14 protein-coding genes are annotated in these 17,681 nt (G+C 62.9%); 11 read left to right on the top strand and 3 right to left on the bottom strand.

From position 1 onward, the window contains the following. Window positions 1-29 precede the first annotated feature (29 nt). From ACSQ17_RS06110 to ACSQ17_RS06125, 4 genes are all read left to right on the top strand, one after another. On the top strand, window positions 30-671 hold the full coding sequence (locus ACSQ17_RS06110; RefSeq protein WP_257777748.1) for an oxidoreductase: 642 nt from the start codon (window positions 30-32) through the stop codon (window positions 669-671). Between the two features lie 18 nt (window positions 672-689). Then, window positions 690-1,028, top strand: a complete 339-nt coding sequence (locus ACSQ17_RS06115) for a DUF5629 family protein (RefSeq protein WP_436068008.1) — start codon at window positions 690-692, stop codon at window positions 1,026-1,028. Between the two features lie 18 nt (window positions 1,029-1,046). Further along, window positions 1,047-1,658, top strand: coding sequence for a class I SAM-dependent methyltransferase (locus ACSQ17_RS06120; protein WP_436068009.1), 612 nt, complete (start codon window positions 1,047-1,049; stop codon window positions 1,656-1,658). A 75-nt stretch (window positions 1,659-1,733) separates the two neighbouring features. Further along, window positions 1,734-4,298: an EAL domain-containing protein gene (locus tag ACSQ17_RS06125; protein ID WP_436068010.1), complete on the top strand. Its 2,565-nt coding sequence runs from the start codon at window positions 1,734-1,736 to the stop codon at window positions 4,296-4,298. A 3-nt stretch (window positions 4,299-4,301) separates the two neighbouring features. Here the strand turns inward: ACSQ17_RS06125 and ACSQ17_RS06130 are convergent, their stop codons facing one another. Both ACSQ17_RS06130 and ACSQ17_RS06135 read right to left on the bottom strand, forming a co-directional pair. Next, window positions 4,302-4,949, bottom strand: coding sequence for a response regulator transcription factor (locus ACSQ17_RS06130; RefSeq protein WP_436068011.1), 648 nt, complete (start codon window positions 4,947-4,949; stop codon window positions 4,302-4,304). Between the two features lie 39 nt (window positions 4,950-4,988). Beyond that, window positions 4,989-7,262, bottom strand: coding sequence for a PAS domain-containing sensor histidine kinase (locus tag ACSQ17_RS06135; RefSeq protein ID WP_436068012.1), 2,274 nt, complete (start codon window positions 7,260-7,262; stop codon window positions 4,989-4,991). 235 nt (window positions 7,263-7,497) lie between these two features. On the opposite strand from ACSQ17_RS06135, the gene ACSQ17_RS06140 reads away from it, so the two are divergent. From ACSQ17_RS06140 to ACSQ17_RS06165, 6 genes are all read left to right on the top strand, one after another. Then, window positions 7,498-9,120, top strand: coding sequence for an acyl-CoA synthetase (locus ACSQ17_RS06140; RefSeq protein WP_436068013.1), 1,623 nt, complete (start codon window positions 7,498-7,500; stop codon window positions 9,118-9,120). Window positions 9,121-9,230: 110 nt separating this feature from the next. Next, window positions 9,231-9,563 (top strand): DUF485 domain-containing protein, encoded by a 333-nt coding sequence (locus ACSQ17_RS06145; RefSeq protein WP_436068014.1) that lies wholly within the window; start codon window positions 9,231-9,233, stop codon window positions 9,561-9,563. Then, a complete protein-coding gene (locus ACSQ17_RS06150) occupies window positions 9,560-11,221 on the top strand; it encodes a cation acetate symporter (protein ID WP_436068015.1) in 1,662 nt (553 codons plus the stop codon). Before ACSQ17_RS06145 ends, ACSQ17_RS06150 begins: the two co-directional genes overlap by 4 nt. Window positions 11,222-11,341: 120 nt before the next feature. Beyond that, the gene (locus tag ACSQ17_RS06155; protein ID WP_436068016.1) at window positions 11,342-13,114 is read left to right on the top strand and encodes an acyl-CoA dehydrogenase C-terminal domain-containing protein; all 1,773 of its coding nucleotides are present in this window, start codon (window positions 11,342-11,344) and stop codon (window positions 13,112-13,114) included. 109 nt (window positions 13,115-13,223) lie between these two features. Further along, on the top strand, window positions 13,224-14,402 hold the full coding sequence (locus ACSQ17_RS06160) for an acetyl-CoA C-acetyltransferase (RefSeq protein ID WP_436068017.1): 1,179 nt from the start codon (window positions 13,224-13,226) through the stop codon (window positions 14,400-14,402). 38 nt (window positions 14,403-14,440) lie between these two features. Next, window positions 14,441-15,307, top strand: a complete 867-nt coding sequence (locus tag ACSQ17_RS06165) for an MBL fold metallo-hydrolase (RefSeq protein ID WP_436068018.1) — start codon at window positions 14,441-14,443, stop codon at window positions 15,305-15,307. Window positions 15,308-15,393: 86 nt separating this feature from the next. On the opposite strand, the gene ACSQ17_RS06170 is transcribed toward ACSQ17_RS06165, so the two are convergent. Further along, window positions 15,394-16,533 carry an acyl-CoA dehydrogenase family protein gene (locus tag ACSQ17_RS06170; protein ID WP_436068019.1) on the bottom strand — a complete coding sequence of 380 codons (1,140 nt, stop codon included), beginning with the start codon at window positions 16,531-16,533 and terminating at the stop codon, window positions 15,394-15,396. Window positions 16,534-16,773: 240 nt separating this feature from the next. On the opposite strand from ACSQ17_RS06170, the gene ACSQ17_RS06175 reads away from it, so the two are divergent. Further along, the gene (locus tag ACSQ17_RS06175; RefSeq protein WP_167360448.1) at window positions 16,774-17,679 is read left to right on the top strand and encodes a GlxA family transcriptional regulator; all 906 of its coding nucleotides are present in this window, start codon (window positions 16,774-16,776) and stop codon (window positions 17,677-17,679) included. Window positions 17,680-17,681: the final 2 nt, after the last annotated feature.

A 17,681-nucleotide genomic window follows, 5' to 3' on the forward strand; every position in this document is an offset into this window, starting at 1 on the left:
TGATAGATATCAGCGGAGAACCTCAAACCATGTATTTGACGCCCCAGCACATCCTTCTTGCAGGTGCCACCGGACTGACCGGTGAACACCTGCTGGACCGCCTGCTGAACGAGCCCACGGTCGCTCGCGTACTGGCCCCCAGCCGCCGCCCGCTGGCCGCCCATGCGCACCTGGAAAACCCGCAAGGCGAACTGCTGGCCCTGCTGCCGCAACTGAGCGGCAAGGTTGACACGGCCTTCTGCTGCCTGGGCAGCACAATTAAACAGGCTGGCTCGCAGGAAGCCTTTCGGGCCATTGATCATGATCTGGTGCTGGCCTTTGCCGAACGCGCCCGTGCCCTTGGCGCGCGCCACCTGCTGGTGATCAGCGCGCTCGGTGCGGATGCCAATTCCACGGTGTTCTACAACAAGGTCAAAGGTGAAATGGAGCAGGCTCTGCGCGCGCAGGGCTGGCCACAGCTGACCATCGTGCGCCCATCGCTGCTGCTGGGCGCACGCCAGGAATTCCGCCTGGGCGAGCGCCTGGCCGCACCGTTCATGCGCTGGCTGCCAGGTAAATACCGTGGCATCGAGGCCACCGTGCTGGCCCGCGCCCTGTGGCGCCTGGCCCTGGAAGAAGACGCCGGCACCCGGGTCATCGAGTCGGACCAACTGCGCCGTCTTGGCCGCTAACCACTGAGGCCATAGCCTATGAGCAGCACCCCACACGACCTGATCAGCGCCCTGAGCGGCGCTGACATGCTGGAAATCGACGACCTGCATGCCTGGCAATTTCACCTCGATGGCGAGCAACTGGCCCAGCACCAGGCCGGCAGCGCGCCCACTGGCGACGCCCCTCTGCTGAGCATCGAATGCATGGACGGCCGTGCCCTGCGCAAATGGCATTTCAGCCTGGCTCAGGTGTTAGCTGCGCGCTTTGATGGCGAAGCCGATGCCTGGCGCATCAGCGGCACTACCGACACGCATCTGATCAAGTGTTTTGCCGCGATCAGCGGTGACAACAGTGATCTGCCGGACGACACCGAATAATCCTGCCGAGGGCACCCCGTGGGCCTGTATGACCGCTACCTGCTGCCACACCTGATCGACTTCGCCTGTGGCATGGGCGCGGTGATGAAAGCCCGCTCACAGCTGGTGCCCCAGGCCCATGGCCGGGTGCTGGAAATCGGCATCGGCAGCGGCCTCAACCTGGCGTTTTACGATGCCAGCAAAGTCAGCACCATTGTCGGCGTAGACCCCAGTGCCGACATGCAGAAACTGGCCAAACAGCGCGCCGCCGCCATCAGCATTCCCGTGCAGATGATTGCCCTGGAACTGGGCCAGATCCAGGCCGAGGACGCCAGTTTCGACAGCATCGTCTGCACCTTTACCCTGTGCACCATTCCTGATGCTGTGGCCGCGCTGAAAGAGATGCGCCGTGTACTCAAGCCTGGCGGTCGCCTGCTGTTCTGCGAACACGGCCTGGCTCCGGATCTACCAGTGCTGCGCTGGCAGAACCGCCTGACCCCGCTGTGGAAGCCACTGGCCGGCGGCTGCCACCTCAACCGCGACATTCACACGCTGATCGAGGCGGGCGGTTTTCACATTGGCGAGCTGCACAACCGCTACCTCAAGGGCCCCCGGCCGATGACCTATATCTACCAGGGCTGGGCCAACTGACGTAGCCAACTGCCAGCATCTGCAACATATTCTGACTATTGTTAGGTCACCCCCCGCAGAGAAGTCAGCCCACCCATGCAGCGACCGTTATTGCGCCACCTTGCCGCCCTGCTGCTGACCGGACTGCTCACCAGTTCGGTGGTCGAAGCCCAGCCACGCCAGGTGAGCGTCGGGGTCTACGCCAACGAGCCAAAAATCCTCCTGGGCCAGGATGGCCAGCTCTCGGGGATCTTCGGCGAACTGCTCAACGAGATCGCTCGCCAGGAAGACTGGCAACTGCTACCGCAGCCCTGTGAATGGCAGCAATGCCTGGAGCGCGTGCAGCGTGGCGAGATCGACCTGCTGCCGGATGTCGCCTACAACGAAAGCCGTGCCCAGGTACTGGATTTCCACAAGCAACCTGCCCTGTTCAGTTGGTCGCAGCTGTACAGCAGTGAAAACCTTCACCTCAAGTCGATACTCGACCTGCAGGGCATGCGCATCGCCGTGTTGCAGGGTTCGGTGCAGGAGCAGTACCTGCAAAGCCTGCTCGACAGTTTCGGCCTGAAAGCCCAGTTGCTCGGTGTGCAAAGCCTGCCGCAGGGCTTCGAGCTGGTGGCCTCGGGGCAGGCTGATGCGGCAGTGGCCAACCAGCGTTTTGGCGACTTCCATGCCCCGCACTACCAGCTGCAAAGCTCCTCAATCATGTTCCAGCCGGCTCAGTTGTTTTTCGCCACCCGCAAGGGGCAGAACGCCGACCTGCTGAGCAGCATCGATCACTATCTCAAGGCCTGGCAGAACTCGCCGTCGTCGGTCTACTACCAGAGCCTGCAACGCTGGGGAGGCGAGCGCCCCAAGGTGCTGATCCCCACGGCCGTCTGGTGGGGCCTGGCCACTCTGGCCCTGCTACTGGCCATTGCCCTTGGCGGAGCACTGCTGCTGCGCCGCCAGGTGCGCGAAAAAACCCAGCACCTGCAAGCCAGCGAGCAACGCCTGAACACCATCCTCGACAGTGTCGAAGCCTACATCTACATCAAGGATGCGCAGCTGCGTTACCAGTACGCCAACCGCAAGGTCTGCGAGCTGTTCGGCCTGTCCCTGGCGCAGGTCATTGGCAAGACCGACGACCAGTTCTTCGACCTCGACACCGCGACCAACCTGCATGAAAACGACCGCCGTGTGCTCAAGCTCGGCGAACGGGTACAGACCGAAGAAATCAACCGCAGCCTGACCGGTGAGACCCAGCTGGCCTTCCTCTCGACCAAACTGCCGCTGCGCGACAGTCGTGGCGAAATCTACGCCCTGTGTGGCATTTCCACCGATATCAGCGAGCACAAGAAGAACCTGGAGAAGATCAACCAGTTGGCCTTCTACGACCCACTGACCGGCCTGCCCAACCGACGCCTGCTGCTCGACCGTCTGCAACAGGCCCTGGCCAAGCATGCGCGCGGCCTGCAACAGGGCGCGCTGCTGTTTATCGACCTGGACAATTTCAAGGACCTCAACGACACCCTCGGCCACGACATGGGCGACCAGTTGTTGCAGCAGGTGGCCCAACGCCTGAGCGGCCATGTGCGCGCCCAGGACACCCTGGCCCGCCTGGGCGGCGATGAATTCGTGCTGATGCTCGAAGGCCTGAGCCTGCAACCGGCACAGGCCGTCAGCCAGGTCGAGTCTGTCGGCAACAAGATCGTCGCCGCCCTTTCAGCCCCCTACAGCCTGCTTGAGCGTAACCACAGCAGCACCGCCAGTGTCGGCATCGCCCTGTTCCCCAACGACCGCAGCACAGTGGACGAAGTGCTCAAGCGGGCGGATATGGCCATGTATCACGCCAAGGCAGCCGGGCGTAATGCCATGCGTTTCTTCGACCCGCAAATGCAGGCCGAAGTCAGCGCCCGCGCCAGCCTGGAGTTCGACCTGCGCCAGAGTCTGGTCGAGCGCCGGTTTATCCTGCATTACCAGCCACAGGTGGATGCCCGGGGGCAACTGATCGGGGCCGAAGCCCTGGTGCGCTGGCAACACCCGACACGCGGGCTGGTGTCACCGGCGAGCTTTATTCCCCTGGCCGAAAGCAGCGGGCTGATTCTGCACCTCGGCCGGTTGATCCTGCACAGCGCTTGCGAGCAACTGGTGGTCTGGGCCCAGGACCCGCAATTGAAGCAACTGACCCTGGCAGTCAACGTCAGCGCGCGGCAGTTCCATCACCCCGATTTTGTCGCCGACGTCTGCGCCACCCTGGCCGAAAGTGGCGCCGATCCACGCCGCCTGGAGTTGGAGCTGACGGAAAGCCAGCTGGTGGAAGATGTGGAAAACCTGATCAGCAAGATGAGCCAGCTCAAGGCCCATGGCATCCACCTGGCGCTGGACGATTTCGGCGCGGGCTACTCGTCGCTGAACTACCTCAAACGCCTGCCGCTGGATCAGTTGAAGATCGACCAGTCATTTGTCCATGATCTGCTCGAACAACCCAGCAATGCCGCCATCGTGCGCACCATCCTCGCCCTGGGCGACAACCTCGGCCTGAGCGTCACCGCCGAAGGGGTGGAAACCCAGGCCCAGTTTGAGGCCCTGCAACAGATGGGCTGCCGGCGGTTTCAGGGCTATCTGTTTGCCAAGCCCGGCCCAGCCTCGGCACTGGCGCAGTGGCCGGCCACAGGCTGATGCTCAGCGGCTGGCGTCACGCAACTGCAGAGCATCCACCAGGCCGGCGGCAATCGCCATGCCCACCAGCTCCGGCAGGGTGTCGGCCTGCATGCGCTTCATCACCCGTGAGCGATACAGGTCGATGGTTTTCACGCTGATATCCAGCTGTTCGGCCACCTCGCGGTTGGTGTAACCGCGTACCAGCGGCAGCAATACGTCACGCTCACGCGGCGTCAGGCTGGCCAGACGATCCTGCACCAGCTGGAGTCGTGGGTCGCTCTGTGCAGCGGCTGGCACATGGCTGAGAGCATGCTGCACGCTGTCGAGCAGCAGCTGTTCGTTGTAGGGCTTCTCGATAAAGTCCGCGGCCCCCGCACGGAAGGCACGCACCACGATGGGCACGTCGGCATGCCCGCTGACAAAGATCACCGGCATCTGCATGCCGCGCGTGCGCATTGCATCCTGCACATTCAAACCACCCATGCCGGGCATGCGTACATCCAGCAGCACACAGCCCTGGCTGTGTTCGTCACAGGCCTCGAGAAACGCTCGCCCACTGGTGAACGGCAACGCCTTGAGCCCCACCGACTCAAGCAACCAGACGGTGGAGTCGAGCATGCCCTGGTCGTCATCGACCACATACACCCGTTGTTGTACTTGCGGGCTCATGCCCTGCTCCTTTTGTTGTTATGCATGATCACGCCCCTTTCAGACCTCGACATCTTCACCGTGCAACAGCGGCAGACGACACTCCAGACACAGCCCGCCGCCAGCTCCCGGCTGCGCTTCCAGCGCACCACCAAAGCCTTCGATGATACTGCGACTCATCGACAAGCCCAGCCCCAGCCCTTCGGCCTTGCTGGTGTAGAACGGCGTGAAAATATGTTCCAGCTCACCCTGTGCCACTCCTGGCCCCTGGTCCCACACCTGCACACACAGCTGGCCGGCCTGTTCGATGGCACACAGTTCGATGCGTGAAGCCTGGCCGGGATGAGCCTCGCGGTTGGCATCGATGGCATTGCGCAGCAGATTGAGCAGCACCTGTTCGAGCAGAACCCGGTCGGCATACACCGGTGGCAGATTGTCCGCCAGGTGCTCGGCAATGGTCACCTGCCAGTTACTGGCTTCCCACTGACACAGGCGCACCGCCTCGCGCGCCACACTGGCGATATCCAGCGCCTGGGTGCGCCGCTGGCCCTTGCGCAGAAAGGCGCGCAGGCGCTTGATCACTTCCGAGGCATGGTTGGCGTGTTCGGTGATCCGTTCCAGGCCCTGCGCCACTTTATCCGCCGCCTCCGGGTTGTCACCCAGGGCCTTGAGGTAGCGCTGGCTGGCACTGGCGTAGTTGACCACCGCCGCCAGCGGCTGGTTGATCTCATGGGCAATACCCGAGGCCAGCTCACCCAAAGTGACCAACCGCGCGGTGTGCGCCAGCTCGTCTTGATGGCGGCGCTGCTGGGTTTCACGCAGTTCGCGCTCGGTCATGTCGCGCGCCACCAGCGAATAGTAATGTTCGCCATCGCGGCCACGGTGAGCCAGCAGCACCAGCGACACCGGCAATGGCGCCCGCGCGCCCAGCGGCAATAAGCGCACCTCCGCACTCCACACACCCTGGCTGTCGGCGGTGGCCCATCCCGTTCGTTGTAGACGCTGCAAGTCGTCCTCGGCCAATAGTCGATCCAGTGCCGGCAACGGCTGTTGCTCTTCGATATTCAGCGCATGACGGGCCGATGGGTTGAGGTGCGCCAGGTGCCCGTTGGGGTCGATAAACAGCACCAGATCGGTATTGGCTTCCACCACTTCGGCCAGCCGGCGCTTGTTTTCTTCGGCCAGCACCCGCGCGGTGATGTCCCGCGACACGCTGACCACTTCGACTACCGCGCCGGTGTAGGTCTCGCGAATGGCGCGACTGGCCGTCTCGAACCACAGGTAATGCCCATCGCGATGGCGAATGCGATAAGTCATGGTGTGGTAGCCATCCTGCTCCAGCGCCTCGCGGGTGCTGTCCACCAGATGCTGTTGATCCTGCTCGTGGAACAACGCCTGCACCAGGCTGCCACGCAGGGTTTCCGGCCAGTAGCCGAGCAGCGTCCAACTGGCCGGCGAGGCATCGAGAAAGCGCCCGTCCGGAGTGTGCCGGGAAATCAGGTCGGTGGTGTTCTCGGTGATCAGCCGATACAGGCGGCTGGCCTTGGCCGATTCACGCTCGGCCTGCACCTGGGCCGTAGCTGGACGGCAGCGGGCCAGCACCTGCTGTTCGGCAGGGTCGGGCATAAAGACCCACATCAGTACCTGGCCGGCATGCTGCGCCTCCACCGCCTCAATGGCGCGCCCTTGCTGCAGGCAGGCGCGTACCAGTTGCGCGGTGTTGACCGGCAACAGTTCGGCCACTGCCGCCAGTTCGCGCGCCCCGAGCAACTCATGCATGGCGGCGTTGAGCTGCAAGGGGCGGGCCTCGATATCCAGCAACAGGCTGGGCTGCGGGTCGCTGCCCAGCAACAGGCTGCCACGCGCCTGCTGCGGCAGGCTGGCGAGCAGCGCCTGGAGCAATGCGTGCACCAGGCCAAGCCAGTCGCTGCCGACCTGCTCCTGCAACTCGATCAACAGTAGATCGTGATGGCCTTCATCCAGGCTCAGCGCCAGAACCTCCCCGTGGCTCAAGCCGGCACGGCGTACCCGTCCGGCCAGCCAGCAAGGCAACTGGCGCAATTCGTTCAGGCTAAGGCGTGGCGCCACCAGCAGGCGCTCGCAGAGTATCTGGTCACTGGCCTGCAGCGGGTCGCCAAAACCGGGCGGCAGGTGCGGTGCACGTCCCTCATGGCTATAGATGGCCGTGCCTGCCTGCCAGCGCAGAAAGAATGCCTGGCGCACCTCCGGACAGGCATGCAGAGCACGTAATAGCGCATCAGCCCGCACCGCCAGCGGCAGGCTTTCGCGCTGCATGCGCAGCCAGCTGTGCAACTGCACAGATATCTCACTCATCCCGATTCACATTCCTTGCAGCCAAGGCCGGCGAGCATCCTCCCCGAGGCCGCCAATTGCAAAGCGACCAAGGGCTAAGACCTAATGAAAATATATAGTAAATACACTATACAACTATGGTTTAACTTCCATATATAAAAATATGGATATATAAATAGACCCAGAACAATACCGGGCCTATGCGTAAGACTACCCGCACAATGGCCCGAGCATCCAACCTGCCGTGGGTACTCGCATGTCGATTTATGAACAGGGCCTTGCGCCTGCCGCCGTCAACCACATCGCCCTCTCGCCGCTGAGCTTTATCGAACGCACCGCCAGTGTTTACCCGCACTACCCGGCCGTGGTGCACGGTTCGATTCGTCGTAACTGGGCGCAAACCTATGCGCGCTGCCGTCGCCTGGCCTCGGCCCTGGCCGGCCGTGGCATCGGCAAGGGCGACACGGTGGCGGTGATGCTGCCGAATATTCCGCAGATGCTCGAAGCGCATTTCGGCGTACCCATGATCGGCGCCGTACTCAACACCCTCAATGTGCGCCTGGATGCCGAGGCCATCGCCTTTATGCTGCAGCACGGTGAAGCCAAGGTGCTGATCACCGACCGCGAGTTCCATGACGTGATCCACGCCGCCGTGGGCATGCTTGATCACCCGCCACTGGTGATCGACGTCGACGACCCGGAATACGGTGAAGGCCAGGCGGTCAGCGACCTTGACTACGAAGCCTTTCTCGCCGAAGGCGATCCGCAGTTCGCCTGGCAATGGCCGGATGACGAATGGCAGGCGATCAGCCTCAACTACACCTCCGGCACCACTGGCAACCCCAAGGGCGTGGTTTACCACCACCGCGGCGCGTACCTGAACTCGCTGGGCAACCAGATGACCTGGGCCATGGGCAACCACCCGGTGTACCTGTGGACCCTGCCGATGTTCCATTGCAACGGCTGGTGCTACCCCTGGACCATCACCGCCCTGGCTGGCGTGCACGTGTTCCTGCGCCGCGTTGACCCAGCGAAGATTCTCACCCTGATCCGCGCCGAGCAGGTCACCCATATGTGCGGCGCACCGATTGTGCTCAACGCCCTGGTGAATATGCCGGCCGAAGCCAAAGCGGCCATCGACCACCCGGTCAAGGCCATGGTGGCCGGGGCTGCACCACCGGCCAAGGTGATTGGCGCAGTGGAGGAAATGGGCATCGCCGTGACCCACGTCTACGGTCTTACCGAGGTCTACGGCCCGGTCACCCTGTGCGCCTGGCATGCCGAATGGGATGCCCTGCCGCTGGATGAGCGTGCGGTGATCAAGGCGCGCCAAGGCGTGCGCTACCCGACCCTGGAAGGGGTGATGGTGGCCGACCCGAAAACCCTCGAACCCACCCCGCGTGATGGCGAAACCATTGGCGAAATCTTCATGCGCGGCAACACCGTGATGAAGGGCTACCTGAAAAACCCCAGCGCTACTGCCGAAGCCTTTGCTGGCGACTGGTTCCACACCGGCGATCTGGCGGTGTGCCACCCGGACGGTTACGTGGAAATCCGTGACCGCCTCAAGGACATCATCATTTCCGGCGGCGAGAACATTTCCACCATCGAAGTGGAAGGCGTGCTCTACCGCCACCCCGGCGTGCTGGAAGCTGCCGTGGTGGCGCGCCCGGATGAGAAATGGGGCGAAACCCCGTGCGCCTTTATCACCCTCAAGACCGACCAGCAGGCAGTAAGCGAAGCCGACATCATCAGCTTCTGCCGTGAACACCTGGCGGGCTTCAAGGTGCCACGCACCGTGGTGTTCACCCAATTGCCGAAGACCAGCACCGGCAAGATCCAGAAGTTCGTCCTGCGCGATATGGCCAAGGCGCTGTAACGCACCGCAATTCCTTATCCGTACCTCAGGCGGTGGGCCATGGCCCACCGTCATGGGGCTCTGCATCCGCAAAACACCGCCAGGCAACAACAAAAACAAGGAGCCACACCATGACAACCGCTAGCCGCGCGTCCGACCACGCACAGAGTTGCGAGCGCATCCGGGCCAACCCCAAGTTTCAGCAATTGGTGCGCAGTCGTTCGCGCCTGGCCTGGTCGCTGACCGCTCTGGTTCTGGGCAGCTACTACCTGTTTATGCTGGTGGTGGCTTTCGCCCCGCAATGGCTGCACGCCCCATTGGCCGTGGGCCGGCAATTGACCGTCGGTATTCCCGTGGCAGCTGCCGTGATCGTGCTGTCCTGGCTGCTAACCGGCTGGTACGTGTACCGCGCCAACACCCGCTTCGACAGCCTGGGTGCACAACTGCTGGAGGAGCTGAAATGAGCCGCCTTCTCTCCCTCGGCCTTGCCGGCCTGTTGCTGAGCCCAACGGCTGCATTCGCTGCACCCATCGTGGCGGAAAAACAACCGATCAACCTGCATGCCATTGCCATGTTTTTCATGTTCGTCATGGCCACCCTGGCGATTACCTGGTGGGCCGCGCGGCAGACCAAATCCACCTCTGATTTCTACACCGCCGGCGGCGGTATCAGCGGCTTCCAGAATGGTTTGGCAATCGCTGGCGATTACATGTCCGCCGCCACCCTGCTGGGCCTGTCCAGCCTGGTGTTCGCCAAGGGCTACGATGGCTTCGTTTACACCGTGGCGTTCTTCGTCGGCTGGCCAGTGATCACCTTTCTGATGGCCGAGCGCCTGCGCAACCTGGGCCGCTACACCTTCGCCGACATCGTGTCCTACCGTCTCGACCAAACGAAGATCCGCACCTTCGCCGCGTTCGGTTCGCTGACCGTGGTGTGCTGCTACCTGGTGGTGCAGATGGTCGGTGCCGGCCAGTTGATCAAGCTGCTGTTCGGCCTTGAGTACAACACCGCCGTAATGGTGGTTGGGGTGCTGATGCTGGTCTATGTGATCTTCGGCGGCATGATCGCCACCACCTGGGTACAGATCATCAAGGCTGTGCTGCTGCTCGCCGGCGGCACCACGCTGGCGGGCCTGGCCCTAGCAGAGTTCGGCTTCAGCCTGGAAACCCTGGCCAGCCGCGCCGTGGAAGCCCACGCCATCGGCTGGAACATCATGGGCCCAGGCAGCATGCTCGCCGACCCGATCAATGCCGCCTCGCTGTCACTGGGCCTGGTGTTCGGCATCGCCGGCCTGCCGCATATTCTGATGCGCTTCTTCACCGTGCCCAACGCCAAGGAAGCGCGTAAATCGGTGTTCTACGCCACCGGCTTTATCGGTTTCTTCTTCCTGGTGGTGATGGTGCTGGGCTATGCCGCCATCGTTATCGTCGGCAGCGACCCGCAGTTCTTCGTCGGCGGTGACACCACGGGTGCACTGATCGGCGGCGGCAATATGGTCGCCATGCACCTGGCCAAGGCCGTGGGCGGCAACCTGTTTCTCGGCTTCCTCTCGGCCGTGGCCTTCGCCACCATTCTCGCAGTGGTTGCCGGCCTGGCACTGGCCGGTGCATCGGCCATCTCCCACGACCTGTACGCCACCGTATGGAAGAAAGGCAGCGCCAGCGAAAAGGACGAGATGCGCGTCACCCGTATCGCCACCGTCGGCCTGGGCATCGTCGCCATCGGCCTGGGCATTCTCTTTGAGCAGCAGAACGTGGCCTTTCTGGTCGGCCTGACCTTCGGTATCGCCGCCTCGACCAACTTCCCGGTGCTGATCATGGCCATGTACTGGAAAGACCTGACCACCAGAGGCGCACTGCTCGGCGGCTTCGCCGGCCTGGTCACCGCCCTGGTGTTGGTGATCCTGTCGCCAGCAGTGTGGGTCAACGTGCTGGGCAACGCCCAGGCGATCTACCCCTATGACCACCCGGCGCTGTTCTCCATGCCACTGGCCTTCCTGGTCATCGTGGTGGTGTCCAAACTGGATCGCAGCACCCGCGCCGAACGTGAACGCGCCGCCTTCGACGACCAGTTCGTCCGGGCCCAGACCGGCCTGGGTGCGGCCGCTGCATCCAGCCATTGAAACCTGCAACGCAGCCAGGCGACTACTCCGTGGACGCCTGACTTTTCGGGTCACCTAAGGTGGCCCCTTTTTATTCAACCAAACACCGGGCCACGACCCGGTGCCCTGCCGAGGTGACCGATGCCCGAGTTCAACGCCCCGCTGCGCGACATGCGCTTCGTCCTCCATGAAGTCTTCCAGGCGCCCAGCCTGTGGGCACGTCTGCCGGCCCTGGCGGAAACCGTCGATGCCGACACCGCCGACGCCATCCTCGAAGAAGCGGCCAAGGTCACCGGCGGCCTGATCGCCCCGCTCAACCGCAGCGGCGATGAGGAAGGTGCGCAGTGGGAAGGCGGCGACGTGCGCACCCCGGCTGGTTTTCGCGAGGCCTACGCCACCTACACCGAAGGCGGCTGGGTGGGCCTGTCCGGCAACCCGCAGTACGGCGGCATGGGCATGCCCAAGATGCTCGCCGTGGCCTTCGAGGAGATGCTCTATGCCGCTGGTTCCAGCTTCGCTTTGTATTCGGCATTGAGTTCCGGCGCCTGCCTGGCCATCGACGCCCACGCCAGCGAAGAGTTGAAAACCACCTATCTGCCGCCGATGTACGAAGGCCGCTGGGCCGGCTCCATGTGCCTGACCGAGGCCCATGCCGGCACCGACCTGGGCATCATCCGCACCCGCGCCGAGCCGCAGGCCGACGGCAGCTACCGCATCAGCGGCAGCAAGATCTTCATCACTGGTGGCGAGCAGGATCTGACCGAAAACATCATCCACCTGGTGCTGGCCAAGCTACCCGGTGCACCGGCCGGGCCGAAAGGCATCTCGCTGTTTCTGGTGCCCAAGGTCATGGTGGGTTCCGACGTTAGCCTCGGCGAGCGCAACGCAGTGAGCTGCGGTTCCATCGAGCACAAGATGGGCATCAAGGCATCGGCCACCTGTGTGATGAACTTCGACGGCGCCACCGGCTACCTGATCGGCGAAGAGAACAAAGGCTTGGCGGCGATGTTCACCATGATGAACTACGAGCGTCTGTCCATCGGCATCCAGGGCATCGGCTGCGCCGAGGCGTCCTATCAGTCTGCAGCTGCCTATACCCGCGAACGCATCCAGAGCAGGGCTGCCACTGGCCCGGTGAATAACGACAAGGTCGCCGACCCGATCATCGTGCATGCCGATGTGCGCCGCATGCTGCTGACCATGAAGGCGCTGAACGAGGGCGGTCGCGCCTTTGCCTGCTACGTTGGCCAGCAGCTGGATCTGGCCAAGTACGCCGAGGACACCAGCGAGCGGCAGAACGCCGAAGCGCTGGTCGCCCTGCTTACACCCATCGCCAAGGCCTTCTTCACCGACAACGGTCTGGAGGCCTGCGTGCATGGCCAGCAGGTGTTTGGCGGCCACGGCTATATCCGCGAATGGGGCCAGGAGCAGCTGGTGCGCGACGTGCGCATCGCGCAGATCTACGAAGGCACCAACGGCATCCAGGCGCTCGATCTGCTGGGCCGCAAGGTGGTGGCCAATGGCGGTGCGGCGCTGCGCCTGTTCGCCAGTGAGGTACGCGAATTCGCCCATGCACATGAGTCGCCCTACGGCGAGCGTCTGGTCGAAGCGCTGGAGCGCCTGGAGGCGGTCAGCGGCTGGCTACTGGAACAGGCCAAGGCCGATCCCAACTCGGTCGGTGCCGCCTCGGTGGAATACCTGCACCTGTTCGGCTACGTCGCCTACGCCTATATGTGGGCGCGTATGGCCGCGGTGGCGCAGAGCAAGCGCAGTGAAGACGACGCCTTCTACAGCGGCAAGCTGGCCACTGCCGAGTTCTTCTTCACCCGCCTGCTGCCGCGCACCTTGAGTCTGGAGGCGAGCATTCGCGCCGGCAGTCAGCCGCTGTACGGCCTGGCTGCCGAGCAGTTCTAAACGTAGGGCGGGTTACAGCCGCCCTACAAGGTTGAGCGTTCGCGCGGCGTCAAGCCGCGCTTTTTTATTCAAACCTCGGCTGCGCATGTTCAGCCGACGAGGAGCCTCTATGCGTGAAGTCGTAATCGTCGCCGCCTGCCGTACCGCCATCGGCAGCTTCCAGGGCGCGTTGAGCCGTATCCCCGCCCCGCAGCTGGGCGCCGCGGTGATCCGTGAACTGCTGGCCCGAACGGGGATCGACGGCGAGCAAGTCGACGAGGTGATTCTCGGCCAGGTGCTCACCGCAGGCAGTGGGCAGAACCCGGCGCGGCAGAGCGTGATCCTCGCCGGCCTGCCGCACACGGTGCCGGCCATGACGCTGAACAAGGTCTGCGGCTCCGGCCTCAAGGCGGTGATCCTCGGCGCTCAATCGATCCAGTGCGGCGACGCCGATATCGTCATCGCCGGCGGCCAGGAGAACATGAGCCTTTCGCCCTACGTCATGCCAGGCGCCCGCAACGGCCTGCGCATGGGCCATGCGCAACTGGTCGACACGATGATCCAGGACGGTCTGTGGGATGCCTTCAACGACTACCACATGGGTATCACTGCCGAGAATCTGGCCGAACAATACGGCATCGACCGCGCCGAACAGGACGCCTTCGCCCTGCGCTCGCAGCAACGCGCTCAGGCCGCCATCGAAGCTGGCCGCTTTGTCGGCGAGATCGTGCCGGTAGACATCCCGCAACGCGGCCGTGAACCTCTGAGCTTTAGCCAGGACGAGCAGCCGCGCGCCGGCACCAGCCTCGACAGCCTGGGCAAGCTACGCCCGGCGTTCAAGAGCGACGGCACGGTGACGGCCGGTAACGCCTCGCCCCTCAACGACGGCGCCGCTGCGGTGCTGCTGATGAGCGCCAAGAAAGCTGCCGAGCTGCAGTTGCCAGTGCTGGCCCGTATTGCCGCCCATGCCAGTGCCGGCGTCGACCCAGCCGTGATGGGCATCGGCCCGGTATTCGCCAGTTGCAAAGCGCTGGAGCGCGCCGGCTGGAGCCTGGAACAGCTCGACCTGATCGAGGCCAACGAAGCCTTCGCCGCCCAGGCCATCGCCGTCGGCCGCGAGCTGCACTGGGACAGCGCCAAGGTCAACGTCAACGGCGGCGCCATCGCCCTCGGTCACCCTATCGGCGCATCCGGTTGCCGTATTCTGGTCAGCCTGATCCATGAGATGCAGCGCCGCGATGCCCGCCGTGCACTGGCCACCCTGTGTATCGGCGGTGGTCAGGGTGTGGCCCTGGCCGTCGAACGCTGAAACAATCGCCACCACTGCACAAGAACAAGAGAAACCCCATGCGAACCCTGACCACCCTGACCGGCAACAGCCAGAAACTCGATGGCGGTGCCATGTTCGGCAATGCACCCAAGGCCTTGTGGCAGCGCTGGATGCCAGCCGACGAACTGAACCGTATCGACCTCGGCTGCCGCGCCCTGCTGGTGCAGGAAGACGAGCGCAATATCCTCATCGAGACTGGCATCGGCGCCTTTTTCAGCCCGGAGCTGAAACAGCGCTTCGGCGTACAGGAAGATCGTCACGTGCTGCTCGACAGCCTGGCGGCCGCAGGCCTGAGCGATGCCGATATCGACATCGTGGTGCTCACCCACCTGCACTTCGACCATGCCGGCGGCCTGCTTGCCGCCTGGCAGGCCGATCAGCCGCCACGCCTGCTGTTCCCCAATGCGCAATTCATCACCGGCCGGCGCCAGTGGCAGCGCGCCTGCAACCCCCACGCTCGCGACAAAGCCTCCTATATCCCGGAACTGCTCGATCTACTGGAGAACAGCGGTCGCCTGCATTTGATCGACGAAAACGAGCAGTGCGAATTGCTCGGCCCGGACTGGCGCCTGCACTGGAGCGACGGCCACACGCCCGGTCAGCTGCTACCGGAAGTGGCCATGCCGGGCGGCCCGGTGGTATTTCCTGGCGATCTGATTCCCGGCGCACCCTGGGTGCATTTACCGATCACCATGGGCTACGACCGTTTTCCCGAAGGTCTGATCGAGGAGAAGGAAGCGTTGCTCGCCGACCTCTACCCACGCGGCGGCCGCCTGGTGTTTACCCATGACCCAGCCATTGCCATCGGCCAGGTCAACCGCGACGACAAGGGGCGTTACAGCCTGAAAAATACTCAGAGCAGTGTTCGCAACCTGGCCGAGTAGCTGGTCCGTATTGCCACTACGAAACCAGCGGGCGCTATAGGGTGCGCAGTGCGCTAATTATCGGCAAACATAGCACCTCTACGGATTTATACCAGCGAGCGGGCGATGATCTCTTTCATGATCTCGTTGGTGCCGGCATAGATACGTTGCACCCGCGCGTCAGCCCAGGCACGCGCCACCGGGTATTCCCACATATAGCCGTAGCCACCGTGCAGCTGCACACACTCATCCAGCACTTTGCACTGCAGGTCGGTGCCCCAGTACTTGAGCATGGCCGCAGTCGGTACATCCAGCTTTTTATTCAGATGCAGCTCCAGGCAGCGGTCGACAAACACCCGACCAACCTGAATCTCTGTGGCCATCTCAGCCAATTTGAAGCGGGTGTTCTGAAAGTCACCAATTGCCTTGCCGAAGGCCTTGCGTTCGCGGGTGTATTCGAGCGTCCACTTGAGCGCCGCCTCGGCTGACGCCAGCGCGCCAACACCGACGGTCAAACGCTCCTGCGGCAGCTCCTGCATCAGGTAGGCGAAGCCCATACCGGCCTGACCCAGCAGGTTTTCCTTGGGCACGCGCACATCCTGGAAGAACAGCTCGGAGGTGTCCTGGGCCTTCATGCCGACCTTTTCCAGGCGCTTGCCCTTGGAGAAACCCGGCGTATTGGCTTCCACCAGAAACAGGCTGGTGCCCTTGGCACCGGCTTTCGGATCGGTCTTGGCCACCACAATCACCAGATCGGCGAGAAAGCCATTGGTGATGAAGGTCTTCGAGCCGTTGATCACATACTCGTCGCCATCCAGCACGGCAGTGGTTTTGACGCCCTGCAGGTCGGAGCCGGCACCCGGCTCGGTCATGGCGATGGCGGTGACCATCTCACCGGACACCAGCTTGGGCAGATAATACTGCTTCTGCGCTTCGCTGCCGTAATGCAGGATATAAGGTGCAACGATGTCCGAGTGCAGCGAGAAGCCGATGCCGGTCAGCCCCAGACGGCCAACCTCCTCGATCACCACAGTGCTATAGAGGAAGTCTGCCGCCATACCGCCGTACTCTTCCGGAATATGCGAGCAGAGCATCCCCGCCTCTCCCGCCTTGTTCCACAGCGCACGGTCGATATGACCATCCTTCTCCCACTGATGGTGAAAAGGCACTGCTTCCTGCTCTAGGAACTTGCGCACGCTGTCGCGAAACTGTTCGTGTTCGGAGCTGAAAATCGTTCTGGAAATCATGGCAACACCTGCTTGATGGGGCGGTTTTAAAGTGGCCTCGACTTTAGCCAAGCAAACGCTTGGTCACACTGGACACAAGCGCCAAAAAATAAGACGATCCAGCCAGCTCATGACCACTTAGCCTTAATAAGAACAATATCTATGCCGAATCCGTCACCAGCACCGCTGCACCGCGTCAGCATCCTTGCCACGGAGGGCGTGTTTGCCTCGACCCTGATGCAAGCCAAAGACTTCTTTCATATGGCCAGCCTGCGCTATGGCAAGCAGCAAGGCCTGGGCCTGACACCGACCTTTGAAATCCACCTGGTCAGCCCTGACGGCCAGCCGGTGCGCAGCTTCAGTGACGTATTGATTCCGGTCGATGGCGCACTGGATGACGCCGACGTGATCATCCTGCCGGCCTTCTGGGACGACTTCGACGCTCTGTGCCAACGCCATCCGCAGGTGCTCAGCTGGCTGAAACAACGTCACGCCGCCGGCAGTGCGATCTGCGGCGAGGCCACCGGGGTGTTCTGGATGGCCCAGGCCGGCCTGCTCGATGGCAAGGAGGCAACCACTTACTGGCGCTTTTTCAACGAATTCACCGAGCGTTTCCCCAAAGTGTTGCTCAATCAGGAAAAGCACCTGTCGGATGCCGACAATCTGTACTGCGCCGGCGGCGTGACCTCCGCCTGCGACCTTTATATCTACCTGATCGAGCGGTTCTGCGGCGCCAGCGTGGCCCAGGGCGTGGCCCGTGACATCCTTTATGAAGTGCAGCGCAATTACGCCCCCGGCCGCATTGGCTTTGGCGGGCAGAAGCTGCACCACGACATGACCATCCTGCAAATCCAGCAATGGCTGGAAGACCACTTTGCGGACAAGTTCCGCTTCGAGGATGTGGCCCGCGAGCACGGCATGAGCATCCGCAACTTTATGCGCCGTTTCCAGACCGCCACCGGTGATAAACCGCTGCACTACCTGCAGCGCCTGCGCATCGAAACCGCCAAGGGCCTGCTCAGCGCCACCCGCAAGAGCATCAAGACCATCAGCTACGAAGTCGGTTACGACGATGCCAGCTTCTTTGCTCGACTGTTCCGCCAGCACACGGAACTGTCACCCAACCAATACCGCCGGCAGTTTCAGCACAAGGACAGCCATGCTTAAGG

Origin of the sequence: Pseudomonas sp. LjRoot71 (assembly GCF_964253255.1) — a bacterium.
In the GTDB taxonomy this organism is placed as follows: Bacteria; Pseudomonadota; Gammaproteobacteria; order Pseudomonadales; family Pseudomonadaceae; genus Aquipseudomonas.

Bases quoted from the DNA above. Each gene is read 5' to 3' on its own strand.
- ACSQ17_RS06110 (WP_257777748.1), top strand. From the start codon at position 30: ATGTATTTGACGCCCCAGCACATCCTTCTTGCAGGTGCCACCGGACTG.
- ACSQ17_RS06115 (WP_436068008.1), top strand. From the start codon at position 690: ATGAGCAGCACCCCACACGACCTGATCAGCGCCCTGAGCGGCGCTGAC.
- ACSQ17_RS06125 (WP_436068010.1), top strand. From the start codon at position 1,734: ATGCAGCGACCGTTATTGCGCCACCTTGCCGCCCTGCTGCTGACCGGA.
- ACSQ17_RS06130 (WP_436068011.1), bottom strand. From the start codon at position 4,949: ATGAGCCCGCAAGTACAACAACGGGTGTATGTGGTCGATGACGACCAG.
- ACSQ17_RS06135 (WP_436068012.1), bottom strand. From the start codon at position 7,262: ATGAGTGAGATATCTGTGCAGTTGCACAGCTGGCTGCGCATGCAGCGC.
- ACSQ17_RS06140 (WP_436068013.1), top strand. From the start codon at position 7,498: ATGTCGATTTATGAACAGGGCCTTGCGCCTGCCGCCGTCAACCACATC.
- ACSQ17_RS06145 (WP_436068014.1), top strand. From the start codon at position 9,231: ATGACAACCGCTAGCCGCGCGTCCGACCACGCACAGAGTTGCGAGCGC.
- ACSQ17_RS06150 (WP_436068015.1), top strand. From the start codon at position 9,560: ATGAGCCGCCTTCTCTCCCTCGGCCTTGCCGGCCTGTTGCTGAGCCCA.
- ACSQ17_RS06155 (WP_436068016.1), top strand. From the start codon at position 11,342: ATGCCCGAGTTCAACGCCCCGCTGCGCGACATGCGCTTCGTCCTCCAT.
- ACSQ17_RS06160 (WP_436068017.1), top strand. From the start codon at position 13,224: ATGCGTGAAGTCGTAATCGTCGCCGCCTGCCGTACCGCCATCGGCAGC.
- ACSQ17_RS06165 (WP_436068018.1), top strand. From the start codon at position 14,441: ATGCGAACCCTGACCACCCTGACCGGCAACAGCCAGAAACTCGATGGC.
- ACSQ17_RS06170 (WP_436068019.1), bottom strand. From the start codon at position 16,533: ATGATTTCCAGAACGATTTTCAGCTCCGAACACGAACAGTTTCGCGAC.
- ACSQ17_RS06175 (WP_167360448.1), top strand. From the start codon at position 16,774: ATGGCCAGCCTGCGCTATGGCAAGCAGCAAGGCCTGGGCCTGACACCG.